The sequence below is a fragment of the Pseudomonas mandelii genome (assembly GCF_006438925.1).
GTDB lineage: Bacteria > Pseudomonadota > Gammaproteobacteria > Pseudomonadales > Pseudomonadaceae > Aquipseudomonas > Aquipseudomonas mandelii_C.
This window is the reverse complement of the sequence record NZ_RCZA01000002.1, coordinates 182,220-201,928: the sequence shown is the minus strand read 5'-3', so window position 1 is coordinate 201,928 and position 19,709 is coordinate 182,220. Positions and strand designations below refer to the sequence as shown.

General features: G+C 58.1%; 19 protein-coding genes, 4 tRNA genes and 1 riboswitch. Of the genes, 18 read left to right on the top strand and 5 right to left on the bottom strand.

What is annotated here, in order from left to right:
• Positions 1–243: 243 nt before the first annotated feature.
• From EAH74_RS04790 to astE, 7 genes are all read left to right on the top strand, one after another.
• On the top strand, positions 244–1,464 hold the full coding sequence (locus tag EAH74_RS04790; protein ID WP_140676544.1) for an aspartate aminotransferase family protein: 1,221 nt from the start codon (positions 244–246) through the stop codon (positions 1,462–1,464).
• A gap of 214 nt (positions 1,465–1,678) precedes the next feature.
• Entirely contained in the window at positions 1,679–2,698 is a 1,020-nt protein-coding gene (gene aruF, locus EAH74_RS04785) for an arginine/ornithine succinyltransferase subunit alpha (RefSeq protein ID WP_056741423.1), read from the top strand.
• Positions 2,699–2,793: 95 nt separating this feature from the next.
• Complete coding sequence (gene astA, locus EAH74_RS04780) at positions 2,794–3,819, top strand: arginine N-succinyltransferase (protein WP_008154313.1); 1,026 nt, start codon at positions 2,794–2,796, stop codon at positions 3,817–3,819.
• The gene (gene astD, locus EAH74_RS04775; RefSeq protein ID WP_170206614.1) at positions 3,816–5,285 is read left to right on the top strand and encodes a succinylglutamate-semialdehyde dehydrogenase; all 1,470 of its coding nucleotides are present in this window, start codon (positions 3,816–3,818) and stop codon (positions 5,283–5,285) included. The genes astA and astD overlap by 4 nt, the downstream gene beginning before the upstream one ends.
• Positions 5,286–5,422: 137 nt before the next feature.
• Positions 5,423–6,769 (top strand): N-succinylarginine dihydrolase, encoded by a 1,347-nt coding sequence (gene astB / locus EAH74_RS04770; RefSeq protein WP_140676539.1) that lies wholly within the window; start codon positions 5,423–5,425, stop codon positions 6,767–6,769.
• 21 nt (positions 6,770–6,790) lie between these two features.
• Complete coding sequence (locus tag EAH74_RS04765) at positions 6,791–7,078, top strand: hypothetical protein (protein WP_033056735.1); 288 nt, start codon at positions 6,791–6,793, stop codon at positions 7,076–7,078.
• Positions 7,079–7,090: 12 nt separating this feature from the next.
• Positions 7,091–8,101 (top strand): succinylglutamate desuccinylase, encoded by a 1,011-nt coding sequence (gene astE, locus EAH74_RS04760; RefSeq protein WP_123368735.1) that lies wholly within the window; start codon positions 7,091–7,093, stop codon positions 8,099–8,101.
• A 131-nt stretch (positions 8,102–8,232) separates the two neighbouring features.
• On the opposite strand, the gene EAH74_RS04755 is transcribed toward astE, so the two are convergent.
• Positions 8,233–8,742 (bottom strand): 6,7-dimethyl-8-ribityllumazine synthase, encoded by a 510-nt coding sequence (locus tag EAH74_RS04755; RefSeq protein ID WP_140676536.1) that lies wholly within the window; start codon positions 8,740–8,742, stop codon positions 8,233–8,235.
• 114 nt (positions 8,743–8,856) lie between these two features.
• A riboswitch (FMN riboswitch) is annotated at positions 8,857–9,027 on the bottom strand.
• A gap of 195 nt (positions 9,028–9,222) precedes the next feature.
• Here EAH74_RS04755 and ltaE point away from each other — a divergent pair.
• From ltaE to EAH74_RS04720, 7 genes are all read left to right on the top strand, one after another.
• A complete protein-coding gene (gene ltaE / locus EAH74_RS04750; RefSeq protein ID WP_140676533.1) occupies positions 9,223–10,227 on the top strand; it encodes a low-specificity L-threonine aldolase in 1,005 nt (334 codons plus the stop codon).
• Positions 10,228–10,373: 146 nt separating this feature from the next.
• Positions 10,374–12,998: an alanine--tRNA ligase gene (alaS, locus tag EAH74_RS04745; protein ID WP_140676530.1), complete on the top strand. Its 2,625-nt coding sequence runs from the start codon at positions 10,374–10,376 to the stop codon at positions 12,996–12,998.
• A 91-nt stretch (positions 12,999–13,089) separates the two neighbouring features.
• Positions 13,090–14,331 carry an aspartate kinase gene (locus EAH74_RS04740; protein WP_140676527.1) on the top strand — a complete coding sequence of 414 codons (1,242 nt, stop codon included), beginning with the start codon at positions 13,090–13,092 and terminating at the stop codon, positions 14,329–14,331.
• 187 nt (positions 14,332–14,518) lie between these two features.
• Positions 14,519–14,707: a carbon storage regulator CsrA gene (gene csrA / locus EAH74_RS04735; protein WP_002554426.1), complete on the top strand. Its 189-nt coding sequence runs from the start codon at positions 14,519–14,521 to the stop codon at positions 14,705–14,707.
• A gap of 62 nt (positions 14,708–14,769) precedes the next feature.
• A tRNA-Ser gene (locus EAH74_RS04730) sits at positions 14,770–14,860 on the top strand.
• 107 nt (positions 14,861–14,967) lie between these two features.
• A tRNA-Arg gene (locus tag EAH74_RS04725) sits at positions 14,968–15,044 on the top strand.
• A gap of 71 nt (positions 15,045–15,115) precedes the next feature.
• Positions 15,116–15,192: transfer RNA gene (locus EAH74_RS04720), tRNA-Arg, on the top strand.
• 19 nt (positions 15,193–15,211) lie between these two features.
• Here the strand turns inward: EAH74_RS04720 and EAH74_RS04715 are convergent.
• Complete coding sequence (locus EAH74_RS04715) at positions 15,212–15,730, bottom strand: outer membrane protein assembly factor BamE (protein ID WP_140676524.1); 519 nt, start codon at positions 15,728–15,730, stop codon at positions 15,212–15,214.
• A 320-nt stretch (positions 15,731–16,050) separates the two neighbouring features.
• On the opposite strand from EAH74_RS04715, the gene mgtE reads away from it, so the two are divergent.
• Positions 16,051–17,493, top strand: a complete 1,443-nt coding sequence (mgtE, locus tag EAH74_RS04710) for a magnesium transporter (protein WP_095130991.1) — start codon at positions 16,051–16,053, stop codon at positions 17,491–17,493.
• Between the two features lie 100 nt (positions 17,494–17,593).
• Here mgtE and EAH74_RS04705 read toward each other — a convergent pair whose 3' ends face one another.
• Positions 17,594–17,920, bottom strand: a complete 327-nt coding sequence (locus tag EAH74_RS04705; RefSeq protein WP_003178899.1) for an Arc family DNA-binding protein — start codon at positions 17,918–17,920, stop codon at positions 17,594–17,596.
• A 110-nt stretch (positions 17,921–18,030) separates the two neighbouring features.
• Between EAH74_RS04705 and EAH74_RS33035 the strand changes: the two genes are divergently transcribed.
• Together EAH74_RS33035 and phnN are read left to right on the top strand one after the other, a co-directional pair.
• Positions 18,031–18,186 (top strand): hypothetical protein, encoded by a 156-nt coding sequence (locus EAH74_RS33035; RefSeq protein WP_170206250.1) that lies wholly within the window; start codon positions 18,031–18,033, stop codon positions 18,184–18,186.
• 121 nt (positions 18,187–18,307) lie between these two features.
• Complete coding sequence (gene phnN / locus EAH74_RS04700) at positions 18,308–18,880, top strand: phosphonate metabolism protein/1,5-bisphosphokinase (PRPP-forming) PhnN (protein ID WP_140676521.1); 573 nt, start codon at positions 18,308–18,310, stop codon at positions 18,878–18,880.
• Here phnN and EAH74_RS04695 read toward each other — a convergent pair.
• Positions 18,855–19,034 carry a PA3371 family protein gene (locus EAH74_RS04695; RefSeq protein WP_140676518.1) on the bottom strand — a complete coding sequence of 60 codons (180 nt, stop codon included), beginning with the start codon at positions 19,032–19,034 and terminating at the stop codon, positions 18,855–18,857. The two genes, phnN and EAH74_RS04695, sit on opposite strands and share 26 nt — an antisense overlap.
• A gap of 22 nt (positions 19,035–19,056) precedes the next feature.
• Positions 19,057–19,290, bottom strand: a complete 234-nt coding sequence (locus EAH74_RS04690) for a hypothetical protein (protein WP_140676515.1) — start codon at positions 19,288–19,290, stop codon at positions 19,057–19,059.
• Positions 19,291–19,582: 292 nt separating this feature from the next.
• Here EAH74_RS04690 and EAH74_RS04685 point away from each other — a divergent pair.
• Positions 19,583–19,659 (top strand) — tRNA-Arg (locus EAH74_RS04685).
• Positions 19,660–19,709 lie beyond the last annotated feature (50 nt).

Below are 19,709 nucleotides of genomic sequence, written 5' to 3'. Positions count from 1 at the left end.
CGATGATCGGTTCCGTGCGGTACATATTTACCGCACCGCTCGACAACCCTGCCTATAACCTGTGCCGGCGGTTTAAACTGCGCCTTTGCGACCCTATATGTCGCATTGCCGTAAACCCGGGAAAAACCGGGGTTTGCGCTATAAGAAGTTGTCGCTTGGCGGCAAGGCCGGGCTGAAAACTGTCCTTACAATCCCCTCATCGCTCGCCAGTTTCAGGCGAGTGTTCCTCATCAGGAGACTCCGATGTCCGTTGAGCACGCTGCGGTACAACGCGCCGATTTCGACCAGGTAATGGTTCCCAACTACGCGCCTGCCGCATTCATCCCTGTGCGTGGCGCCGGTTCCCGCGTCTGGGACCAGTCTGGCCGCGAGCTGATCGACTTCGCCGGCGGGATTGCCGTTAACGTATTGGGCCATGCGCACCCGGCGCTGGTCGGTGCCTTGACCGAGCAGGCGAACAAGCTGTGGCACGTGTCCAACGTGTTCACCAATGAGCCGGCGTTGCGCCTGGCCCATAAGCTGATCAACGCCACATTTGCCGAACGCGCGTTCTTCTGCAACTCCGGCGCCGAAGCCAACGAGGCCGCCTTCAAGCTGGCCCGTCGCGTCGGTTTCGATCGTTACGGCAGCGAGAAGTACGAAATCATCGCCGCGCTCAACAGCTTCCACGGTCGTACCTTGTTCACCGTGAACGTCGGTGGCCAGTCGAAGTACTCCGACGGTTTCGGTCCGAAAATCACCGGTATCACCCACGTGCCGTTCAACGATCTGGCCGCTCTGAAAGCGGCTATTTCCGACAAGACTTGTGCCGTGGTGCTCGAACCGATTCAGGGTGAGAGCGGGGTCATCCCGGCCGAACTCAAGTACCTGCAAGGTGCCCGTGATCTGTGCGACGCGCACAACGCGCTGTTGGTGTTCGATGAAGTGCAGACCGGCATGGGCCGCACGGGCAAGCTGTTCGCCTACCAGCAGTACGGCGTGATTCCAGACATCCTGACCACCGCCAAGAGCCTGGGCGGCGGTTTCCCGATCGCCGCAATGCTGACTACCGAAGACCTGGCCAAACACTTGGTCGTCGGCACTCACGGCACCACCTACGGCGGCAATCCGCTGGCGTGCGCTGTCGCTGAAGCCGTGATCGACGTGGTTAACACCCCCGAAGTGCTGGCCGGCGTCAACGCCAAGCACGACAAGTTCAAGGCCCGCCTGGAACAGATCGGCGAGAAGTACGGCCTGTTCACCCAGGTCCGTGGTATGGGCTTGTTGATCGGTTGCGTGCTGAACGATGCCTGGAAAGGCAAGGCCAAGGACATCTTCAACGCCGCTGAAAAAGAAGGCCTGATGATTCTGCAAGCCGGCCCGGACGTGGTTCGTTTCGCGCCAAGCCTGGTGGTTGAAGACGCCGATATCGATGCCGGTCTCGACCGTTTCGAGCGCGCCGCGGCCAAACTGACTCAAGCCTGATAGGCCCTTCGACGCCTGATTTTCAGGCGTCGAAACAATTTTTTGTTCCAGACCGGACCAAATGTGGGAGCGAGCCTGCTCGCGAAGAGGGCCTGACAGCCAACATCTTTGTTGACTGACAGGACGCAATCGCGAGCAGGCTCGCTCCCACAGTGTCTCAGTGATCTGTCTGGACTATTTCCCTCAAAGAGTTTTTCGAGAAAGGAGTGACACCATGCTGGTGATGCGCCCCGCGCAAATGGCTGATCTGGGCGAGGTACAGCGTCTGGCTGCGGACAGCCCGATTGGTGTCACTTCCTTGCCGGATGACGTTGAACGCCTGAGCGACAAAATCGCGGCAAGCGAAGCTTCGTTCTCCGCCGAAGTCAGCTTCAACGGTGAAGAGAGCTATTTCTTCGTCCTCGAAGACACCGCCACCGGCAAACTGGTGGGCTGCTCGGCCATCGTTGCGTCGGCCGGTTATTCCGAGCCGTTTTACAGCTTCCGTAATGAAACCTTTGTGCACGCCTCCCGCGAGCTGAAGATTCATAACAAGATCCACGTGCTCTCCCAGTGCCACGACCTGACCGGCAACAGTTTGCTGACCAGTTTCTACGTGCTGCCGGAACTGGTGGGTTCGGCCTGGTCGGAGCTCAACTCCCGCGGCCGCTTGTTGTTCGTGGCCAGCCATCCGGAGCGTTTCGCCGATTCTGTTGTGACCGAGATCGTCGGTTATAGCGATGAAAACGGTGATTCGCCGTTCTGGGATGCCATCGGCCGTAATTTCTTCGACCTCAACTACGCCGCTGCCGAACGTCTGTGCGGTCTGAAGAGCCGGACGTTCCTGGCCGAGTTGATGCCGCATTACCCGATCTATGTGCCGTTGCTGCCGGACTCCGCTCAAGAGGCGATGGGCCAGGTGCACCCGCGGGCGCAGATCACCTTCGACATACTGATGCGCGAAGGCTTCGAGACCGATCACTACATCGACATTTTCGACGGCGGGCCGACGTTGCACGCCCGTGTCTCGGGGATCCGTTCGATCGCCCAGAGCCGAGTAGTCCCGGTGAAAATCGGCGAGCCGGTCAAAGGCGCCGGTCGTCAGTACCTGGTGGCCAACGCCCAGTTGCAGGATTACCGCGCCGTTTTGCTTGAGCTCGATTACGCGCCGGGCAAACCCGTGACCCTGGATCTCGAAGCGGCCGAAGCCTTGGGCGTCGGTGAAGGTGCCAGCGTGCGCCTGGTGGCGGTTTAACGCCTGCTGCTACGCCTGGAAAGATTGCTTGGAAAGAATGCCTAAAAAGCAGCGAGTTTCACGGGTGGCGCAAGCGGCCCGTTTGAGGAGATAGCATGATCGTTCGTCCCGTACGCAGCAGCGATTTACCCGCTCTGATCGACCTGGCCCGCAGCACCGGCACTGGCCTGACCACCTTGCCTGCCAATGAAGAGCGTCTGGCCCATCGGGTCGGCTGGGCCGAGAAGACCTTCCGCGGCGAAGCCGGGCGGGGCGATGCAGACTACCTGTTCGTGCTCGAAGATGATGACGGCCGCGTGGTGGGTATTTCCGCCATCGCAGGCGCCGTCGGTCTGCGTGAGCCTTGGTATAACTTCCGGGTTGGCCTGACGGTCAGCGCTTCGCAAGAGTTGAACATCTACCGCGAAATCCCGACGCTGTTCCTGGCCAACGACCTGACCGGTAACTCCGAGCTGTGCTCGCTGTTCCTGCACGCCGACTACCGCACCGGCCTCAACGGCCGTATGCTGGCCAAGGCGCGGATGCTGTTCATTGCCGAGTTCCCGCAGCTGTTCGGCAACAAGATCATCGCCGAGATGCGCGGCATGTCCGACGAAGCGGGGCGTTCGCCGTTCTGGGAAAGCCTGGGGCGTCATTTCTTCAAGATGGAATTCAGCCAGGCTGACTACCTGACTGGTGTGGGCAACAAGGCGTTCATCGCCGAACTGATGCCGAAATTCCCGCTTTACACCTGCTTCCTGTCGGAAGATGCGCGCAACGTGATCGGCCAGGTTCATCCGGACACCGAGCCGGCGTTGGCCATGCTCAAAAGCGAAGGTTTCAGCTATCAGGGCTACGTCGACATCTTCGACGCCGGTCCTGCTGTTGAGTGTGAAACCGGCAAGATCCGCGCAGTGCGTGACAGCCAGGCGCTGGTGCTGGCCATCGGCACGCCGGGTGACGACGCCACACCGTTCCTTATTCATAACCGCAAGCGCGAAGACTGCCGGATCACTGCTGCTCCTGCACGTTTCGCCGCCGGTACGCTGGTGGTCGATCCACTGACCGCAAAACGTCTTCAACTCAACGCCGGCGATCAAGTGCGCGCCGTTCCGTTGTCCGCTGCCAGGGAGTCGAAATAATGAATTCGCTATACATCGCAGGTGAATGGCTGGCTGGCCAGGGTGAAGCCTTTCAGTCGCTGAACCCGGTAACCCAACAAGTGCTGTGGGCCGGCGAAGGCGCTACCACTGCTCAGGTTGAATCGGCCGTGCAAGCCGCGCGCCAGGCATTCCCGGGCTGGGCCCGGCGTACCCTGGAAGAGCGCATCACCGTGCTGGAGGCCTTTGCCGCCGCGCTGAAGAACAATGCTGACGAACTGGCTCGCACCATCGGTGAAGAAACCGGCAAACCTTTGTGGGAAGCGGCGACCGAAGTCACCAGCATGGTCAACAAGATTGCGATCTCGGTGCAGAGCTACCGCGAACGTACCGGCGAGAAGAGCGGCCCGTTGGGCGACGCCACCGCCGTGTTGCGCCACAAGCCACATGGCGTAGTGGCGGTGTTCGGTCCTTACAACTTCCCTGGTCACTTGCCGAACGGTCACATCGTGCCGGCGCTGCTGGCCGGTAATAGCGTGCTGTTCAAACCCAGCGAACTGACGCCGAAAGTCGCCGAACTGACGGTCAAGTGCTGGATCGAAGCCGGTCTGCCGGCAGGCGTGTTGAACCTGCTGCAAGGCGCTCGCGAGACCGGTATCGCCCTGGCGGCGAACCCGGGCATTGATGGCTTGTTCTTCACCGGCTCCAGCCGCACCGGCAATCACCTGCATCAACAGTTTGCCGGTCGTCCGGACAAGATCCTCGCGCTGGAAATGGGCGGTAACAACCCGCTGGTCGTCGATCAGGTCGCAGACCTCGATGCTGCCGTTTACACCATCATTCAGTCGGCATTCATTTCTGCCGGTCAGCGTTGCACCTGTGCACGCCGCTTGCTGGTGCCACAGGGCGCCTGGGGCGACACACTGCTGGCGCGTCTGGTGGCGGTCAGCCGTACGATTGAAGTCGGCGCGTTTGATCAGCAACCGGCACCGTTCATGGGCTCGGTGATCTCCCTCGGCGCTGCGAAAGCATTGATGGATGCGCAAGAGCATCTGCTGGGCAACGGCGCAGTCGCGCTGCTGGAAATGACCCAACCACAAGCTCAAGCTGCCTTGCTGACCCCAGGCATTCTGGACGTCACGGCAGTGGCTGATCGCCCTGACGAAGAACTGTTCGGCCCGCTGCTGCAAGTGATCCGCTACGCTGATTTTGAGGCGGCGATCGCTGAAGCCAACGATACCGACTATGGCCTGGCGGCCGGTCTGCTGTCGGATTCCGAAGCGCGTTATCAGCAGTTCTGGCTGGAAAGCCGTGCGGGCATCGTCAACTGGAACAAACAGCTGACCGGTGCGGCGAGCAGCGCGCCATTCGGCGGTGTCGGCGCCTCGGGCAACCACCGCGCCAGCGCCTACTACGCGGCAGATTACTGCGCGTACCCGGTTGCATCGCTGGAAACCCCGAGCCTGGTGATGCCTGCGACCCTTACGCCAGGCGTGAAAATGGCGTAACGCCCGTTCGCGAGCAGGCTCGCTCCCACATTGGAATGCATTTCCCTGTGGGAGCGAGCCTGCTCGCGAAGGCCGCGCCTCGGTCTCAAAGAATAGTTACAGAAGCCATAACAACAGATTCTCGTGGAGCCTCGCTGATGAAATCCTATGAAGTCAATTTTGACGGTCTAGTGGGGCCGACCCATAACTACGGCGGTTTGTCCTACGGCAACGTCGCGTCCCAGAGCAATAGCCAGCAGTCTTCGAACCCGAAGGAAGCCGCGCTGCAAGGCCTGGCGAAAATGAAATCGCTGATGGAAATGGGCTTTCAGCAAGGTGTTCTGGCGCCACAGGAACGCCCGGACGTGGCAGCCCTGCGTCGCTTGGGGTTCAGCGGCACCGACGCTCAGGTGATCGAGCAGGCAGCTAAAGACGCGATGCCGTTGCTGGTGGCCAGTTGCTCAGCGTCGAGCATGTGGGTGGCCAACGCCGCCACCGTCAGCCCGAGCGCCGACACCGCGGATGGCCGTGTGCATTTCACCGCGGCCAACCTGAACTGCAAATATCACCGCAGCATCGAACACCCGACCACTAGTCGCGTACTGGGGGCAATGTTCGCTGACCAGAAACACTTCGCTCACCACGCCGCCTTGCCGGCCGTGGCGCAGTTCGGGGACGAGGGCGCAGCCAACCACACCCGTTTCTGCCGTGAATACGGCGAAGCAGGCGTCGAGTTTTTCGTGTTCGGTCGCAGCGCGTTCGACACCCGTTACCCGGCACCGCAGAAATACCCGGCCCGCCAGACCCTCGAAGCCTCCCAGGCGGTTGCCCGCCTGCACGGCTTGAGCGATGACGGCGTGGTCTACGCTCAGCAGAACCCTTCGGTGATCGATCAGGGCGTGTTCCACAATGATGTGATCGCGGTGGGTAATGGCGAGGTGCTGTTCTATCACGAGGACGCGTTCCTCGACACCGAGCAGATGCTCGCTGAATTGCAAAGCAAGCTCGCAAAAGTCGGTGGGAAATTTCAGTCGATCTGCGTACCGCGTTCCGCGGTCACCGTGGAAGACGCCGTTCGCTCCTACCTGTTCAATAGCCAGCTGCTGACGCGTCCTGACGGCTCGATGCTGTTGATCGTGCCGGAAGAATGCCGTGGCAACGAGCGCGTCTGGCAATACCTGCAGGGTTTGACCAGCTCCGGCGGCCTGATCCGCGAAGTGAAAGTGTTCGATTTGAAGCAAAGCATGCAGAACGGCGGCGGCCCGGCTTGCCTGCGACTGCGCGTCGCGCTCAACGAAACCGAACTGGCGGCCGTCAACCCAGGGGTTATCATGACGGCACCGTTGTACGGCACGCTGACCGAATGGGTCGACAAGCACTACCGCGACCGCATGACCGAAAACGATCTCGCGGACCCGCAATTGCTGCTTGAGTGCCGGACGGCACTGGATGAACTGACGCAAATCCTTAAACTGGGCGCGGTTTATCCATTCCAGATCAATTGAACGTCGAGAGCGTAAAAAAACATGAGCGATACCCTGCAGCTGATCCTTGAAGACACCGACGGCACGCAACTGGAAACTTCCTGCACCCGCGTCGCGGTCATGTGGCAAGGCAAAGAGCTGTGGATTCAGCAAGACGGCCGCGGCCAATTGCTGATCGGCGTGGACGTCGAAGAAGGTGACGCTGAATACGCAAACCTGCTGCTGCGCCCATTGGCGACTAATCTGGTAAGTCTGCAACTGGAAATGGAACCGGCTGAAGTCGGTGACGAAGACCACGTGCACGGCCCGGATTGCGCACACGACCACTAAGGAAACCGCTCTATGCTCGCCCTCGGCAAACTGCTTGAACTGACCCTCGCCGGCCGCGAACCGGCGGAGAAGACTCAACTGACTGTCGAAGGCGTGCGCATGCGCTGGTTGAGCGAAGGTGCGCTGGAAGTCCGGCCACCTGAAGCTCGCGACAATGGCCTGGACCTGCTGCTATCAGCCGGCATCCACGGCAACGAAACAGCGCCGATCGAGTTGCTTGATCGCCTGTTGCATGACATCGCCCGCGGCGACTTGAAACCGCGTACACGTATTCTGTTTCTGTTCGGCAACCCGGAAGCGATTCGCAAAGGCGAGCGTTTCGTCGAGCAGGACGTCAATCGGCTGTTCAACGGCCGTCACGAACAAAGCAGCGGCTCCGAAGCCCTGCGCGCGTGTGAACTGGAGCGGCTGGCGGCGAGTTTCTTCAGCCTGCCGGACCGCGAGCGTCTGCACTATGACCTGCACACGGCAATTCGTGGCTCGAAAATCGAGCAGTTCGCACTGTATCCCTGGAAAGAAGGCCGTCAGCATTCACGTCTGGAACTGGCGCGCCTGCGCGCTGCCGGCATGGAAGCGGTGCTGCTGCAAAACAAGCCGTCCATCGTTTTCAGCTCTTACACTTACGACAAACTCGGTGCCGAGTCTTTTACCCTTGAACTGGGCAAGGCGCGACCATTCGGGCAGAACGATGGGGTCAACGTCGATCTGCTGGAAACCCGCCTCAAACAGATTATCGAAGGCAACGAGCCGGCCCAGACCGAAGAGGCGCTGGACGGTTTGCAGCTGTTTAGCGTGGCACGAGAAATCATCAAGCACAGCGATAGCTTCCGCTTGAACCTGCCAGCGGACATCGAGAACTTTTCGGAGTTGGAAGTGGGTTACCTGCTGGCCGAAGACATCGCCCAGACCCGGTGGATCATTGAGGAGGAGGGTGCCCGGATCATCTTCCCGAACCCCAAGGTCAAGAATGGCCTGCGCGCCGGCATCCTGATTGTGCCGACTACCGACGAAAACCTTGCCTGACCCAATCTCGGGCTGAACATAAAATCCAAGTGGGAGCGAGCCTGCTCGCGAAGGCGGACTAACAAACAACATCATCGTTGAATGTTATTCCGCCTTCGCGAGCAGGCTCGCTCCCACAGGTTTTTCGGCGTTTAGACGGCTACCGCACGGTGTTCACTACGACGCAACGCACGCATCTTGTGCAGCGTATCCGCGCACGTTTTCGCTGCTTCCTGGCCTTTATGCACAAAGTGCTCGAAGAAGAACTTCTGATGTTCTTCGCCAGCATGGAAGTGGTGCGGGGTCAAAACCACGGAGAACACCGGCACTTCGGTTTCCAGCTGAACCTGCATCAAACCGCTGATCACCGACTGGGCGACGAATTCGTGGCGATAGATGCCGCCGTCGACTACCAGACCCGCCGCGACGATGCCTGCATAACGACCGGACTTGGCCAACAGCTTGGCGTGCAGCGGAATTTCAAAGGCGCCGCCGACTTCGAAGAAATCGATCTCCGATTCCTGATAACCCTGAGCAATCATTTCGGCCACAAAGCCCTTACGGCTCTGATCGACGATTTCCTTGTGCCAGCAGGCCTGGATGAACGCAACGCGCTCGCCCTGATGGTTTTTGCTTTTGCTATCGATTGCGGTGGGTTGCATGTTCTGACTCCTGTTTATGTAAAAAACAGGGCATATGAATCGAATGGGATTTAAGGGTACGCAAGCACAAATGCCTGCGGACGGCGCTTTGGTATAGAGCCTAGGCGGCGCCAATCCCGTTCTCTCTTCATCCGGACTATGACCGTCGGCCCCGGGATCACACCGGGTCTGCTGACCTTGCCGACATCACAGCCATTGCCGTACCTGTCGCCAAGCGCTCGCGGGCTATGCGCATTGCGCGCAATTACCGCCGGTGGGGAGTTGCACCCCGCCCTGAGAACGTTTTGCCGCCAGATTGTTTGGCGGCGAAGCGTTTTTAACACATATTTCTCACCTGTGCATTGCTGCTATCTGATGATTGCTATCGACTTTTTCGTCGGTTCAGGAAGCCTTTTCCTGCCCAAGGGTTGATTATTCGTCTGCATGACCGCAGTAACTCCTGACTGAAAGGGATTTTCCCTGCTTACCGAGGCCAGATTCATGAGCGTTATTGATCTTCGCAGCGACACCGTCACCCAACCGACCGCAGGGATGCTCGACGCGATGGCCAGCGCGGCCACTGGTGACGACGTTTACGGCGAAGATCCGACGGTTAATCGACTGGAAACCGAGCTTGCGAATCAGTTGGGTTTTGCCGCAGCGCTGTTTGTGCCGACGGGCACCATGAGCAATCTGCTGGGTTTGATGGCCCACTGCGAACGCGGTGACGAATACATCGTCGGCCAGCAGGCTCACACGTATAAGTACGAAGGTGGCGGCGCGGCGGTGCTCGGTTCGATTCAGCCGCAACCGCTGGAGGTGCAGGCCGATGGCTCGCTGGACCTGGCCCACGTGGCGGCCGCGATCAAACCGGACGACTTCCACTTCGCCCGCACCCGTTTGCTGGCGCTGGAAAACACCATGCAAGGCAAGGTTTTGCCATTGGAGTATCTGGCGCGGGCTCGAAGCTTTACCCGTGAACATGGGTTGCAGCTGCACCTGGACGGCGCGCGGCTGTACAACGCGGCGGTCAAATTGGGTGTCGATGCTCGCGAGATCACCCAGTATTTCGATTCCGTCTCGGTCTGTCTGTCCAAAGGCCTGGGCGCGCCGATCGGTTCGGTGCTGTGCGGCTCGGTCGAGTTGGTCGGCAAGGCGCGACGCCTGCGCAAGATGGTCGGCGGCGGCATGCGCCAGGCCGGGATTCTGGCAGCGGCAGGTTTGTACGCACTTGATAACAATATTCAGCGTCTGGCTGACGACCACGCCAATGCGCGGTGGCTGGCCGAAGGCTTGCGAGCCGCGGGTTACGAGGTCGAGCCGGTGCAGACCAACATGGTTTACGTGCAGATGGGCGACAAAGCCGAGGCCATCAAGGCGTTTGCCGCCGAACGCGGGATCAAGTTGAGCGCTGCCGGACGTCTGCGCATGGTCACGCACATGGACGTCAGCCGCGCTCAAATCGAGCAGGTCGTCGCGACATTCGTCGAGTTTTCGCGCAACTGATAGCGTTAGCGGTCCAATTGACCGTTTCTATCGTATAAACACGCTGTACCCCGCGCGCAGGGCCGATATAATGCGGCCCTTTGCCGTCGCTTCGTCTGTTGACGTTTCGCACAGGCCTTTGGCCGCAGCCTCCGTGGAAGAACCTAATGAAAAGCGCAGAAATCCGTGAAGCCTTCCTTCGCTTCTTCGAAGAGCAAGGCCACACCCGTGTAGCCTCCAGCTCTTTGATTCCGGGCAACGACCCAACCCTGCTGTTCACCAACGCGGGGATGAATCAGTTCAAGGACTGTTTCCTGGGCCAGGAAAAGCGCGCGTACACCCGCGCGGTCAGCAGCCAGAAATGCGTGCGCGCCGGCGGCAAGCACAACGACCTGGAAAACGTCGGTTATACCGCCCGTCACCACACATTCTTCGAAATGCTGGGTAACTTCAGCTTCGGTGATTACTTCAAGCGCGACGCGATCACCTACGCCTGGAACTTCCTGACGTCCGACAAGTGGCTGAACCTGCCGAAAGAAAAGCTCTGGGTCACCGTCTACGCCAGCGATGATGAGGCCTACGACATCTGGACCAAGGAAATCGGCGTTCCGGCCGAGCGCATGGTCCGTATCGGCGACAACAAAGGCGCGCCGTACGCGTCCGATAACTTCTGGACCATGGGCGATACCGGCCCGTGCGGTCCTTGCACCGAGATTTTCTACGATCACGGCGCCGACATCTGGGGCGGCCCACCGGGCTCGCCGGAAGAAGACGGCGACCGTTACATTGAAATCTGGAACAACGTGTTCATGCAGTTCAACCGCACCGCCGATGGCGTGTTGCACCCGCTGCCAGCGCCGTCGGTCGATACCGGCATGGGCCTGGAGCGGATCAGTGCCGTGCTGCAGCACGTTCACTCGAACTATGAAATCGACCTGTTCCAGAGCCTGCTGAGTGCATCGGCCAAGGCAATCGGTTGCACCAACGACAATCAGGCGTCCCTGAAAGTCGTCGCCGACCACATTCGCTCGTGCGGTTTCCTGATTGCCGACGGCGTGCTGCCGTCCAATGAAGGTCGCGGCTACGTGCTGCGCCGCATCATTCGTCGCGCTTGCCGTCATGGCAACAAACTGGGCGCCAAGGGCAGCTTCTTCTATCAGATCGTTGCGGCACTGGTCGCCGAGATGGGCGAAGCCTTCCCAGAGCTGAAATCCCAGCAAGCGCACATCGAGCGTGTACTGAAAGCTGAAGAAGAGCAGTTCGCCAAGACCCTGGAGCAGGGCCTGAAAATCCTCGAGCAGGATCTGGCCGATCTCAAAGGTGACGTGGTTCCGGGCGATGTCGTGTTCAAGTTGTACGACACTTACGGTTTCCCGATGGACCTGACCGGCGACATCGCTCGCGAACGCAGCCTGACCATCGACGAAGAAGGCTTCGAGCGCGAAATGGAAGCCCAGCGCGTCCGTGCCCGTTCCGCCAGCTCCTTCGGCATGGACTACAACAGCCTGGTCAAGGTTGATGTGGCCACCGAATTCACCGGCTATGAAGCGACTAAAGGTTCGGCGAAAGTCGTTGGTCTCTATAAAGATGGCCAGTCGGTCGACGTACTCAGCGAAGGCGAAGAGGGTGTGGTCGTACTGAACCAGACGCCGTTCTACGCTGAATCCGGCGGTCAGATCGGCGACTGCGGTTACCTTCAGGTCGGCAACGCACGCTTTGACGTACGCGACACCACCAAAACCGGCGGCGCATTCTTGCATCACGGCGTGCTGGCGTCGGGCAGCCTGACCATCGGCGCGCCGGTAGAAACGCATGTTGATGCTGAAGTGCGTCACGCGACTTCGTTGAACCACTCGGCGACTCACTTGCTGCACGCGGCATTGCGTCAGGTATTGGGCGATCACGTTCAGCAGAAAGGCTCGTTGGTCGACAGTCAGCGACTGCGCTTTGACTTCAGCCATTTCGAAGCCATCAAGCCTGAACAGTTGAAGGCGCTGGAAGACATCGTCAACGCCGAGATTCGCAAGAACTCCGAAGTTGAAACCGAAGAAACCGATATCGAAACCGCCAAGCAGAAGGGCGCCATGGCGCTGTTCGGCGAGAAATACGGCGACAGCGTGCGCGTACTGAGTATGGGCGGTGATTTCTCCGTCGAGCTGTGCGGTGGTATCCACGTCAACCGGACTGGCGACATCGGCCTGCTGAAGATTATCAGCGAAGGCGGTGTGGCTTCCGGCGTGCGTCGTATCGAAGCGGTCACCGGTGCCGCGGCGCTGGCATACTTGAACGCTGCTGAAGAACAACTCAAGGAAGCGGCCAACCTGGTCAAGGGTAGCCGCGACAACCTGATCGACAAGCTGTCGGCTGTGCTGGAGCGCAACCGTCTGCTGGAGAAGCAACTCGAGCAGTTGCAGGCCAAGGCTGCCAGCGCGGCGGGCGACGATCTGTCGGCTTCTGCCCTGGATGTCAAAGGCGTGAAAGTGCTGGCCGTGCGTCTGGACGGTCAGGACGGCAAGGCGCTGCTGGCGCTGGTCGATCAACTGAAAAACAAACTCGGCCGCGCAGTGATCCTGCTCGGCAGTGTCCATGAGGAAAAGGTCGTTCTGGTTGCAGGTGTAACCAAAGACCTGACTGGCCAACTCAAAGCCGGTGATTTGATGAAGCAAGCCGCTGCGGCAGTGGGCGGGAAGGGCGGTGGTCGTCCAGACATGGCGCAAGGCGGTGGTACTGACGCTGGCGCACTGGATGCGGCATTGGCCCTGACTGTTCCATTTGTAGAGCAGGGTTTATAAGGCAGTGTGTCCGGCCCGCAGTCTAGTGGCGGGTCGGAACTCTGTTTGAGTGATTATTTGGGCGCCCTTCATGGGCAGAGGCGGCTTTGAAATGGCTTTGATCGTACAGAAATTTGGAGGCACCTCGGTCGGCACTGTCGAGAGAATCGAACAGGTCGCCGACAAGGTTAAGAAGTTCCGCGAAGCCGGCGATGACCTGGTGGTTGTGCTGTCTGCAATGAGCGGCGAAACCAACCGTCTGATCGATCTGGCCAAGAAAATCAGTGGCGACAGCCAACCGGTTCCTCGTGAGCTGGACGTGATCGTCTCCACCGGTGAGCAGGTGACGATTGCACTGTTGGCCATGGCGCTGATCAAGCGCGGCGTGCCAGCGGTGTCCTACACCGGCAATCAGGTGCGGATTCTGACGGACAGCGCTCACAATAAAGCGCGTATCTTGCAGATTGATGACCAGAAGATTCGTGGCGATCTGAAGGCCGGTCGTGTGGTGGTTGTCGCCGGTTTCCAGGGCGTCGACGAGCACGGCAACATCACCACCCTCGGTCGTGGCGGTTCCGACACCACCGGCGTGGCGCTGGCGGCAGCCTTGAAGGCTGACGAATGCCAGATCTACACCGACGTCGACGGCGTCTACACCACCGACCCGCGTGTGGTGTCCGTGGCTCAGCGCCTGGACAAGATTACCTTCGAAGAGATGCTGGAAATGGCCAGCCTCGGTTCCAAGGTGTTGCAGATCCGTGCGGTGGAATTCGCCGGCAAGTACAACGTTCCGCTGCGCGTACTGCACAGCTTCAAGGAGGGTCCGGGCACCCTCATTACTATTGATGAAGAGGAAACCATGGAACAGCCGATCATTTCCGGCATCGCTTTCAATCGCGATGAAGCCAAGCTGACCATCCGTGGCGTGCCAGACACCCCGGGCGTTGCATTCAAAATTCTCGGCCCGATCAGCGCCGCGAACATCGAAGTCGACATGATCGTGCAGAACGTTGCGCACGATAACACCACCGACTTCACCTTCACTGTGCACCGCAATGACTTCCAGGCGGCGCAAACCGTGCTGGAAAACACCGCTCGCGAGATCGGTGCCCGTGAAGTCGTTGGCGATATCAAGATTGCCAAGGTGTCGATCGTCGGTGTCGGCATGCGCTCCCACGCAGGCGTGGCCAGCCGCATGTTCGAATCCCTGGCCAAGGAAAGCATCAACATCCAGATGATCTCGACTTCGGAAATCAAAGTCTCCGTAGTGATCGAAGAGAAGTACCTGGAACTGGCTGTGCGCGCGCTGCACACGGCTTTCGAACTGGACGCACCGGCCCGTCAGGGCGAGTGATGCGTTAACCGAAGGGCGCGGTCTGACCGCGCCCTTTTGTTTTTTTGAATGGCGCGACTCGAGGCTGTTCTTTTGCTCGCGCTAGTCAATACTCAGGCATGTAGGGCTGCGATCGTTCAGGTTGTAGGTCGAGTGCCTTTTTTTTGCAGACTGTTGTCCCTGAAATGAAATGCGTGAGGAGAAAGGTATGCTGATTCTGACTCGTCGGTGCGCAGAAAGCCTGATTATTGGTGATGGCGAAATCACCGTGACCGTGCTCGGCGTCAAAGGAAATCAAGTGCGTATCGGTGTCAACGCCCCGAAAGAGGTTGCGGTCCACCGTGAGGAAATTTACCTGCGTATAAAGAAAGAGAAGGACGAAGAACCAAGCCATTAATTTTTATCGTTTTTTATGTTTGCAAACGGGGAAGAAGCTGGTTAATATACGCCCCGTGTTGCGGAGAGCTGGCCGAGTGGCCGAAGGCGCTCCCCTGCTAAGGGAGTACACCTCAAAAGGGTGTCGGGGGTTCGAATCCCCCGTTCTCCGCCATTATTTGCGTAGTACGTTGTAATCTAGCTTCTTCGGTAAGTGTTTGAAATTACTAGAAAAAGTGCTTTACATAGAGATTAAACGGCCTATAATGCGCGGCAACAAATGCACTCGTAGCTCAGCTGGATAGAGTACTCGGCTACGAACCGAGCGGTCACAGGTTCGAATCCTGTCGAGTGCACCATTTAAGAGTTGTTTGCAGTAATGTGAATGACTTGGCTTCAACCAGTTGTGATCTGGTATAAAAACACAAATGCACTCGTAGCTCAGCTGGATAGAGTACTCGGCTACGAACCGAGCGGTCACAGGTTCGAATCCTGTCGAGTGCACCAAACACCAAAAAGCCCGCGTTTAACGCGGGCTTTTTGCCGTCTGGGATTTGGCTTTTCCTTTGGTGCATCCTCTCTCATCGAACTCGACATGTGCGCTACGACCTCGCTGGGTGTCGTAACGGTAGCTCGTGGCCGAATTGTGAATACTGATCTTGTCTGGCTTGCCAAGGGCGCTCTCGACATCCTGCTGGCTCATGCCGGCAACAATCCGTTGATTGATGATCGCTTCGCGGCGTTCTCTGGCGCTGATGAGGTTTCCACATTTGTCCTCGGTCTTGCCGATGACAGTCGGATCCCTCCTTTTGATTTTCATACCTGATGTTTCGCGATTCTCGGCTTCCGGCATGAGAGCGGTCACGCTGCCTGGGGTGAAGGTGCGGACATCCTGAAGCGAAAGGCTGTCTCCGGCCGCACAGCTCAACGTAGTGAAGGTAATGCGCCCGTCGGCCGCCTCGCAGCGGTGAACGGTCGTGGCAAGCGCGCAGGACGGCGGCCAGAGCAGGGTAATCAATAAAAAATAATGTGCATTCGATGGCATTAAACGTCCTCCATGACGGTCCATCTGAAGGGTAGTCGTTACATTTTTCGGCGGTGGTGTGTTTTCTTTTCAGGATGAGTCGTCGCAGTTTCATGGATCAGGGCGGTGCTCAGGATTGTCTTGCAAGCGCTTGTTTCAGCCACGATTTTTTAACGTTTAAAACCGTCGGGCGGTGTATCATTGCGCCCGTCAGCCCCGCCGGGGCTTGTGGAATACCTCCATGGACTTACCCAGTAGTTACTCAGTACCCCGTTTTTCCAATCATGAATTGACTGATTGATCCTTCCGGCGTGCCCCGCTGCTGGGAGTGGAGTTCGCCTATGTCTGAAGTTGAAGTAAAGAAAACGCAGGAAAGCTTACAAGACCGCCTCGCTCAAGTTGTTGAGCTGCTGCAGCGTCAGCGGGTGGTCGAAGACCTGACTCATCGCCAGGAAGGTCCGCATCACGACCGGGTCGAGAACCTGGTTCACCGGCAAAACCTCGTCGAGTTGCAACGCAAGCTCGATGATCTGCACTCCGCCGACGTCGCCTACATCCTTGAAGCCTTGCCGCTGGACGATCGTCTGACGCTCTGGCAATTGGTCAAGGCCGATCGCGACGGCGACATTCTGCTCGAAGTATCCGATTCGGTTCGTGAAACGCTGATCGCCGACATGGACGATCACGAGCTCCTGGCTGCGGCCAAGGACATGGACGCCGACGAACTTGCTGACCTGGCCTCCGAGCTGCCGCGAGACGTCGTCCACGAGCTGATGGAAACCCTCGATGGTCAACAGCGTGAGCGCGTCCGCTCTGCGTTGTCCTACGACGAGGAGCAGGTCGGTGCGCTGATGGACTTCGAGATGGTGACGATCCGTGAGGATGTCAGTCTCGAAGTGGTTTTGCGTTACCTGCGCCGCCTCAAGGAGCTGCCAGGCCATACGGACAAACTGTTTGTGGTCGATTACGACGGCGTGCTCAAGGGCGTGCTGCCAATCAAGCGTTTGTTGGTCAACGACCCGGAAAAACAGGTTTCTGAAGTCATGGCCAGCGACCCGGTGAGTTTTCACCCGGACGAAGACGCCTATGATGCTGCTCAGGCGTTCGAACGTTACGACTTGATCTCGGCGCCTGTGGTCGACAAGAACGGCAAGTTGATCGGCCGTCTGACCATCGATGAAATGGTCGACCTGATTCGTGAGGAGAGCGAAAACGAAGTTCTCAACATGGCGGGTCTGCGTGAAGAGGAAGATATTTTTGCGTCAGTCTGGAAATCCCTGCGTAACCGTTGGGCCTGGCTGGCAATTAACCTGATCACTGCGTTCATCGCATCCCGGGTGATCGGTCTTTTCGAAGGCTCCATCGAGAAATTGGTGGCGTTGGCGGCACTGATGCCGATCGTGGCGGGTATCGGTGGCAACTCGGGTAACCAGACGATCACTATGATCGTTCGGGCCATGGCGCTGGATCAGGTCAGCACCGGCAATACTTCGCGCCTGATGCGCAAGGAGTTGGCGGTAGGCTTGATCAATGGCCTGGTGTGGGGTGGTGTGATCGGCGTCGTTGCCTATCTGCTGTATGGCAGTTGGTCTCTGGGGGTGGTGATGACCGCTGCCATGACGCTCAACCTGTTGTTGGCGGCATTGGCGGGGGTATTGATTCCCATGACCCTGGCGCGGCTTGGGCGCGACCCTGCGATGGGCGCCAGTGTGATGATCACCGCCATGACGGACAGCGGCGGGTTCTTCATCTTTCTCGGGTTGGCGACGATCTTCCTGCTCTGACTTATCGACATTAAAAACCCGCCAATCGGCGGGTTTTTTATGCCCGAATTTCAGGCAAAAAAAAGCCAGCGATTAAGCTGGCTTGAACTTTCGGATGAAATCAGGAAGCGTCTGCGGCCATTTCGGCATCATGCGCAATCAGCGAAACAAGAGCGTTCTGCTGACGGTGGGAGAGTTGGCGGAAGCGTTGCAGCAGTTCACGTTCGTGCAATGACAGCTCCGGGCTGTCCAGGCGCATGCTCAATTCTTCGCCCAACGCGCCTTCCTGAATAAGGCTTTGCTCAAGGCGCGCGATGATTTCGGAGTTCATGCTGCGATGATGATTGCGAGCCACCTCGGCAATGCGTTCACGCATTCCGTCTGGCAGACGTACGACGAACTTGTCAGCCGTACGGCTGGAATAAATTGCCTGTTTCAATGGGCGCATATATTTAACCGGTTAGTTCAGGGGAGCGGTTCTCGGGATTGGCCGCAGGATGTCTGATAGGACAAGCGGTCTGGCCAAATGTTCAACCTGAATTGATAAAGGCTCGCATCATGCCTCAAGGCAGCCAGTTCATTGGCGTCAATTCTGTGACAAATATTGAACTGGATAAAGGCGTTATGCCAGCACCAATCATCAGAAATGCGGACTGGTTTGAAAAGTTTGCCCTGGTCCGTATTACTGACCGCCTCCTCCTGCCCGACAGGTGATGTCCCTGGGACGCCTGAAAGCGCATGCTGTGCAGATTCGATCAGTGTTCCTTACTTGTACAGGATAGTGGCAATTGGCCGATTTACTAGGGGAAGACGTGCAGTGCGAGGTGATTTCAAGATGGATGGCAGGCTGATTTACTTGATGGGGCCTTCTGGTTGCGGCAAGGACAGCCTCATCGAAGCCGCTCGAGAGCCGTTGCAGACGCTCAATTGTGAAGTGGTGCGTCGGGTCATCACGCGGTCGGCCGAATCAGTGGGCGAAGATGCGATTGGCGTTTCGCGGGAAGAGTTCGAGCAACACAGAGTCGAGGGCGATTTCGCGCTGTGCTGGAACGCCAATGGCCTGGATTACGGTATTCCGATCGAAATAGATCAATGGCTCAATGACGGTCGGCATGTCTTGGTCAACGGCTCTCGCGGTCATCTGGCTCAGGCGCTGCGCCGGTATCCGACGCTATTGCCGGTTCTTTTGACGGTCAAGGATGAAGTCCTGCGAGAGCGTCTGCTGCGCCGTGGTCGCGAAAGTTTTGCTGAGATCGAAGCGAGGCTGCACCGCAATGGGTTATTCACGGCAGAGGGTTCAGACGGAGATGCGCGGATCCATCGACTCGACAATTCAGGTGAACTGTCCACCACAGTTGCCCATTTGCTGGACCTGTTGAGGATTAACGCAGTATCGGATCGAATTTGATCTTGCGCCCGGCAATCAGCGCCAGCACAAACAGCGCACCGAACACGCCGCTGGCGATCAAAGGCAGGGTAAGGACCGTATCCTGGACCACTGACAGATGAAGAATGCCGCTCAGTAAGGCGAGGATGAAAAACCCTGCGGCTGATTTGGACATGCGGTGCTCCTGATGGGGTGATTCAAAATACCAAACGTTCTGAAGACTGAGCCGGCAGCAGAATGCCTTCCTGGCTCACCTCCTGGCTGACAAAGCTGCGCTGATCGCTCATTACCGCCAGTTGAGGCGCTCTTTGCACCTGAAGGTAATGAGGCATGCGTTGAGCAACCGGTTCTACACCGCTCTCGGGGACAAATTGAAAGCCCAACAAAATCGCCAGAGCGATCGCGATCGAGAGTAAAAGGGCGCTGTTCATGAGGCTGGCCTCCGTTGTTCTTCGAGAACAGCTAAAGCAGCCGGCATGCCAAGAGTCTAACGGTAATTAAATCCTTTAAAAACAATGAATTAAGTTATTTGATAGAAGCACCTGCATTGCATTTTGCAATGATGGCTTTTTGCGGTGATGCAATTTGCACGGTAAACAAAGCCACGCACCTGCGAGGCGTCTGCCTACACTTAAAAAGCTCAACGGACGACATGACAAAAGCGGGCCTGCCCGTTAACATGCACGCCGTCCATCGCACCGCGTTTCTTCGTGGTCGATCTGTGTCTCAGTAGCTCAATTGGATAGAGCATCCCCCTCCTAAGGGGAAGGTTGGCAGTTCGAACCTGCCCTGGGACACCATATATTTGAAAGCCCCACGCAGAGTGATCTGGTGGGGCTTTTTTGTGGCT

Excerpts from the sequence above, each read along its gene's own strand:
- EAH74_RS04765 (WP_033056735.1), top strand. The coding sequence starts at position 6,791 with ATGAGCGATACCCTGCAGCTGATCCTTGAAGACACCGACGGCACGCAA.
- EAH74_RS04715 (WP_140676524.1), bottom strand. The coding sequence starts at position 15,730 with ATGCCATCGAATGCACATTATTTTTTATTGATTACCCTGCTCTGGCCG.
- ltaE (WP_140676533.1), top strand. The coding sequence starts at position 9,223 with ATGAGCGTTATTGATCTTCGCAGCGACACCGTCACCCAACCGACCGCA.
- phnN (WP_140676521.1), top strand. The coding sequence starts at position 18,308 with ATGGATGGCAGGCTGATTTACTTGATGGGGCCTTCTGGTTGCGGCAAG.
- mgtE (WP_095130991.1), top strand. The coding sequence starts at position 16,051 with ATGTCTGAAGTTGAAGTAAAGAAAACGCAGGAAAGCTTACAAGACCGC.
- astE (WP_123368735.1), top strand. The coding sequence starts at position 7,091 with ATGCTCGCCCTCGGCAAACTGCTTGAACTGACCCTCGCCGGCCGCGAA.
- alaS (WP_140676530.1), top strand. The coding sequence starts at position 10,374 with ATGAAAAGCGCAGAAATCCGTGAAGCCTTCCTTCGCTTCTTCGAAGAG.
- EAH74_RS04740 (WP_140676527.1), top strand. The coding sequence starts at position 13,090 with ATGGCTTTGATCGTACAGAAATTTGGAGGCACCTCGGTCGGCACTGTC.
- astB (WP_140676539.1), top strand. The coding sequence starts at position 5,423 with ATGAAATCCTATGAAGTCAATTTTGACGGTCTAGTGGGGCCGACCCAT.
- aruF (WP_056741423.1), top strand. The coding sequence starts at position 1,679 with ATGCTGGTGATGCGCCCCGCGCAAATGGCTGATCTGGGCGAGGTACAG.
- EAH74_RS04705 (WP_003178899.1), bottom strand. The coding sequence starts at position 17,920 with ATGCGCCCATTGAAACAGGCAATTTATTCCAGCCGTACGGCTGACAAG.
- EAH74_RS04690 (WP_140676515.1), bottom strand. The coding sequence starts at position 19,290 with ATGAACAGCGCCCTTTTACTCTCGATCGCGATCGCTCTGGCGATTTTG.
- EAH74_RS04755 (WP_140676536.1), bottom strand. The coding sequence starts at position 8,742 with ATGCAACCCACCGCAATCGATAGCAAAAGCAAAAACCATCAGGGCGAG.
- EAH74_RS04790 (WP_140676544.1), top strand. The coding sequence starts at position 244 with ATGTCCGTTGAGCACGCTGCGGTACAACGCGCCGATTTCGACCAGGTA.
- astA (WP_008154313.1), top strand. The coding sequence starts at position 2,794 with ATGATCGTTCGTCCCGTACGCAGCAGCGATTTACCCGCTCTGATCGAC.
- EAH74_RS33035 (WP_170206250.1), top strand. The coding sequence starts at position 18,031 with ATGCCTCAAGGCAGCCAGTTCATTGGCGTCAATTCTGTGACAAATATT.
- EAH74_RS04695 (WP_140676518.1), bottom strand. The coding sequence starts at position 19,034 with ATGTCCAAATCAGCCGCAGGGTTTTTCATCCTCGCCTTACTGAGCGGC.
- csrA (WP_002554426.1), top strand. The coding sequence starts at position 14,519 with ATGCTGATTCTGACTCGTCGGTGCGCAGAAAGCCTGATTATTGGTGAT.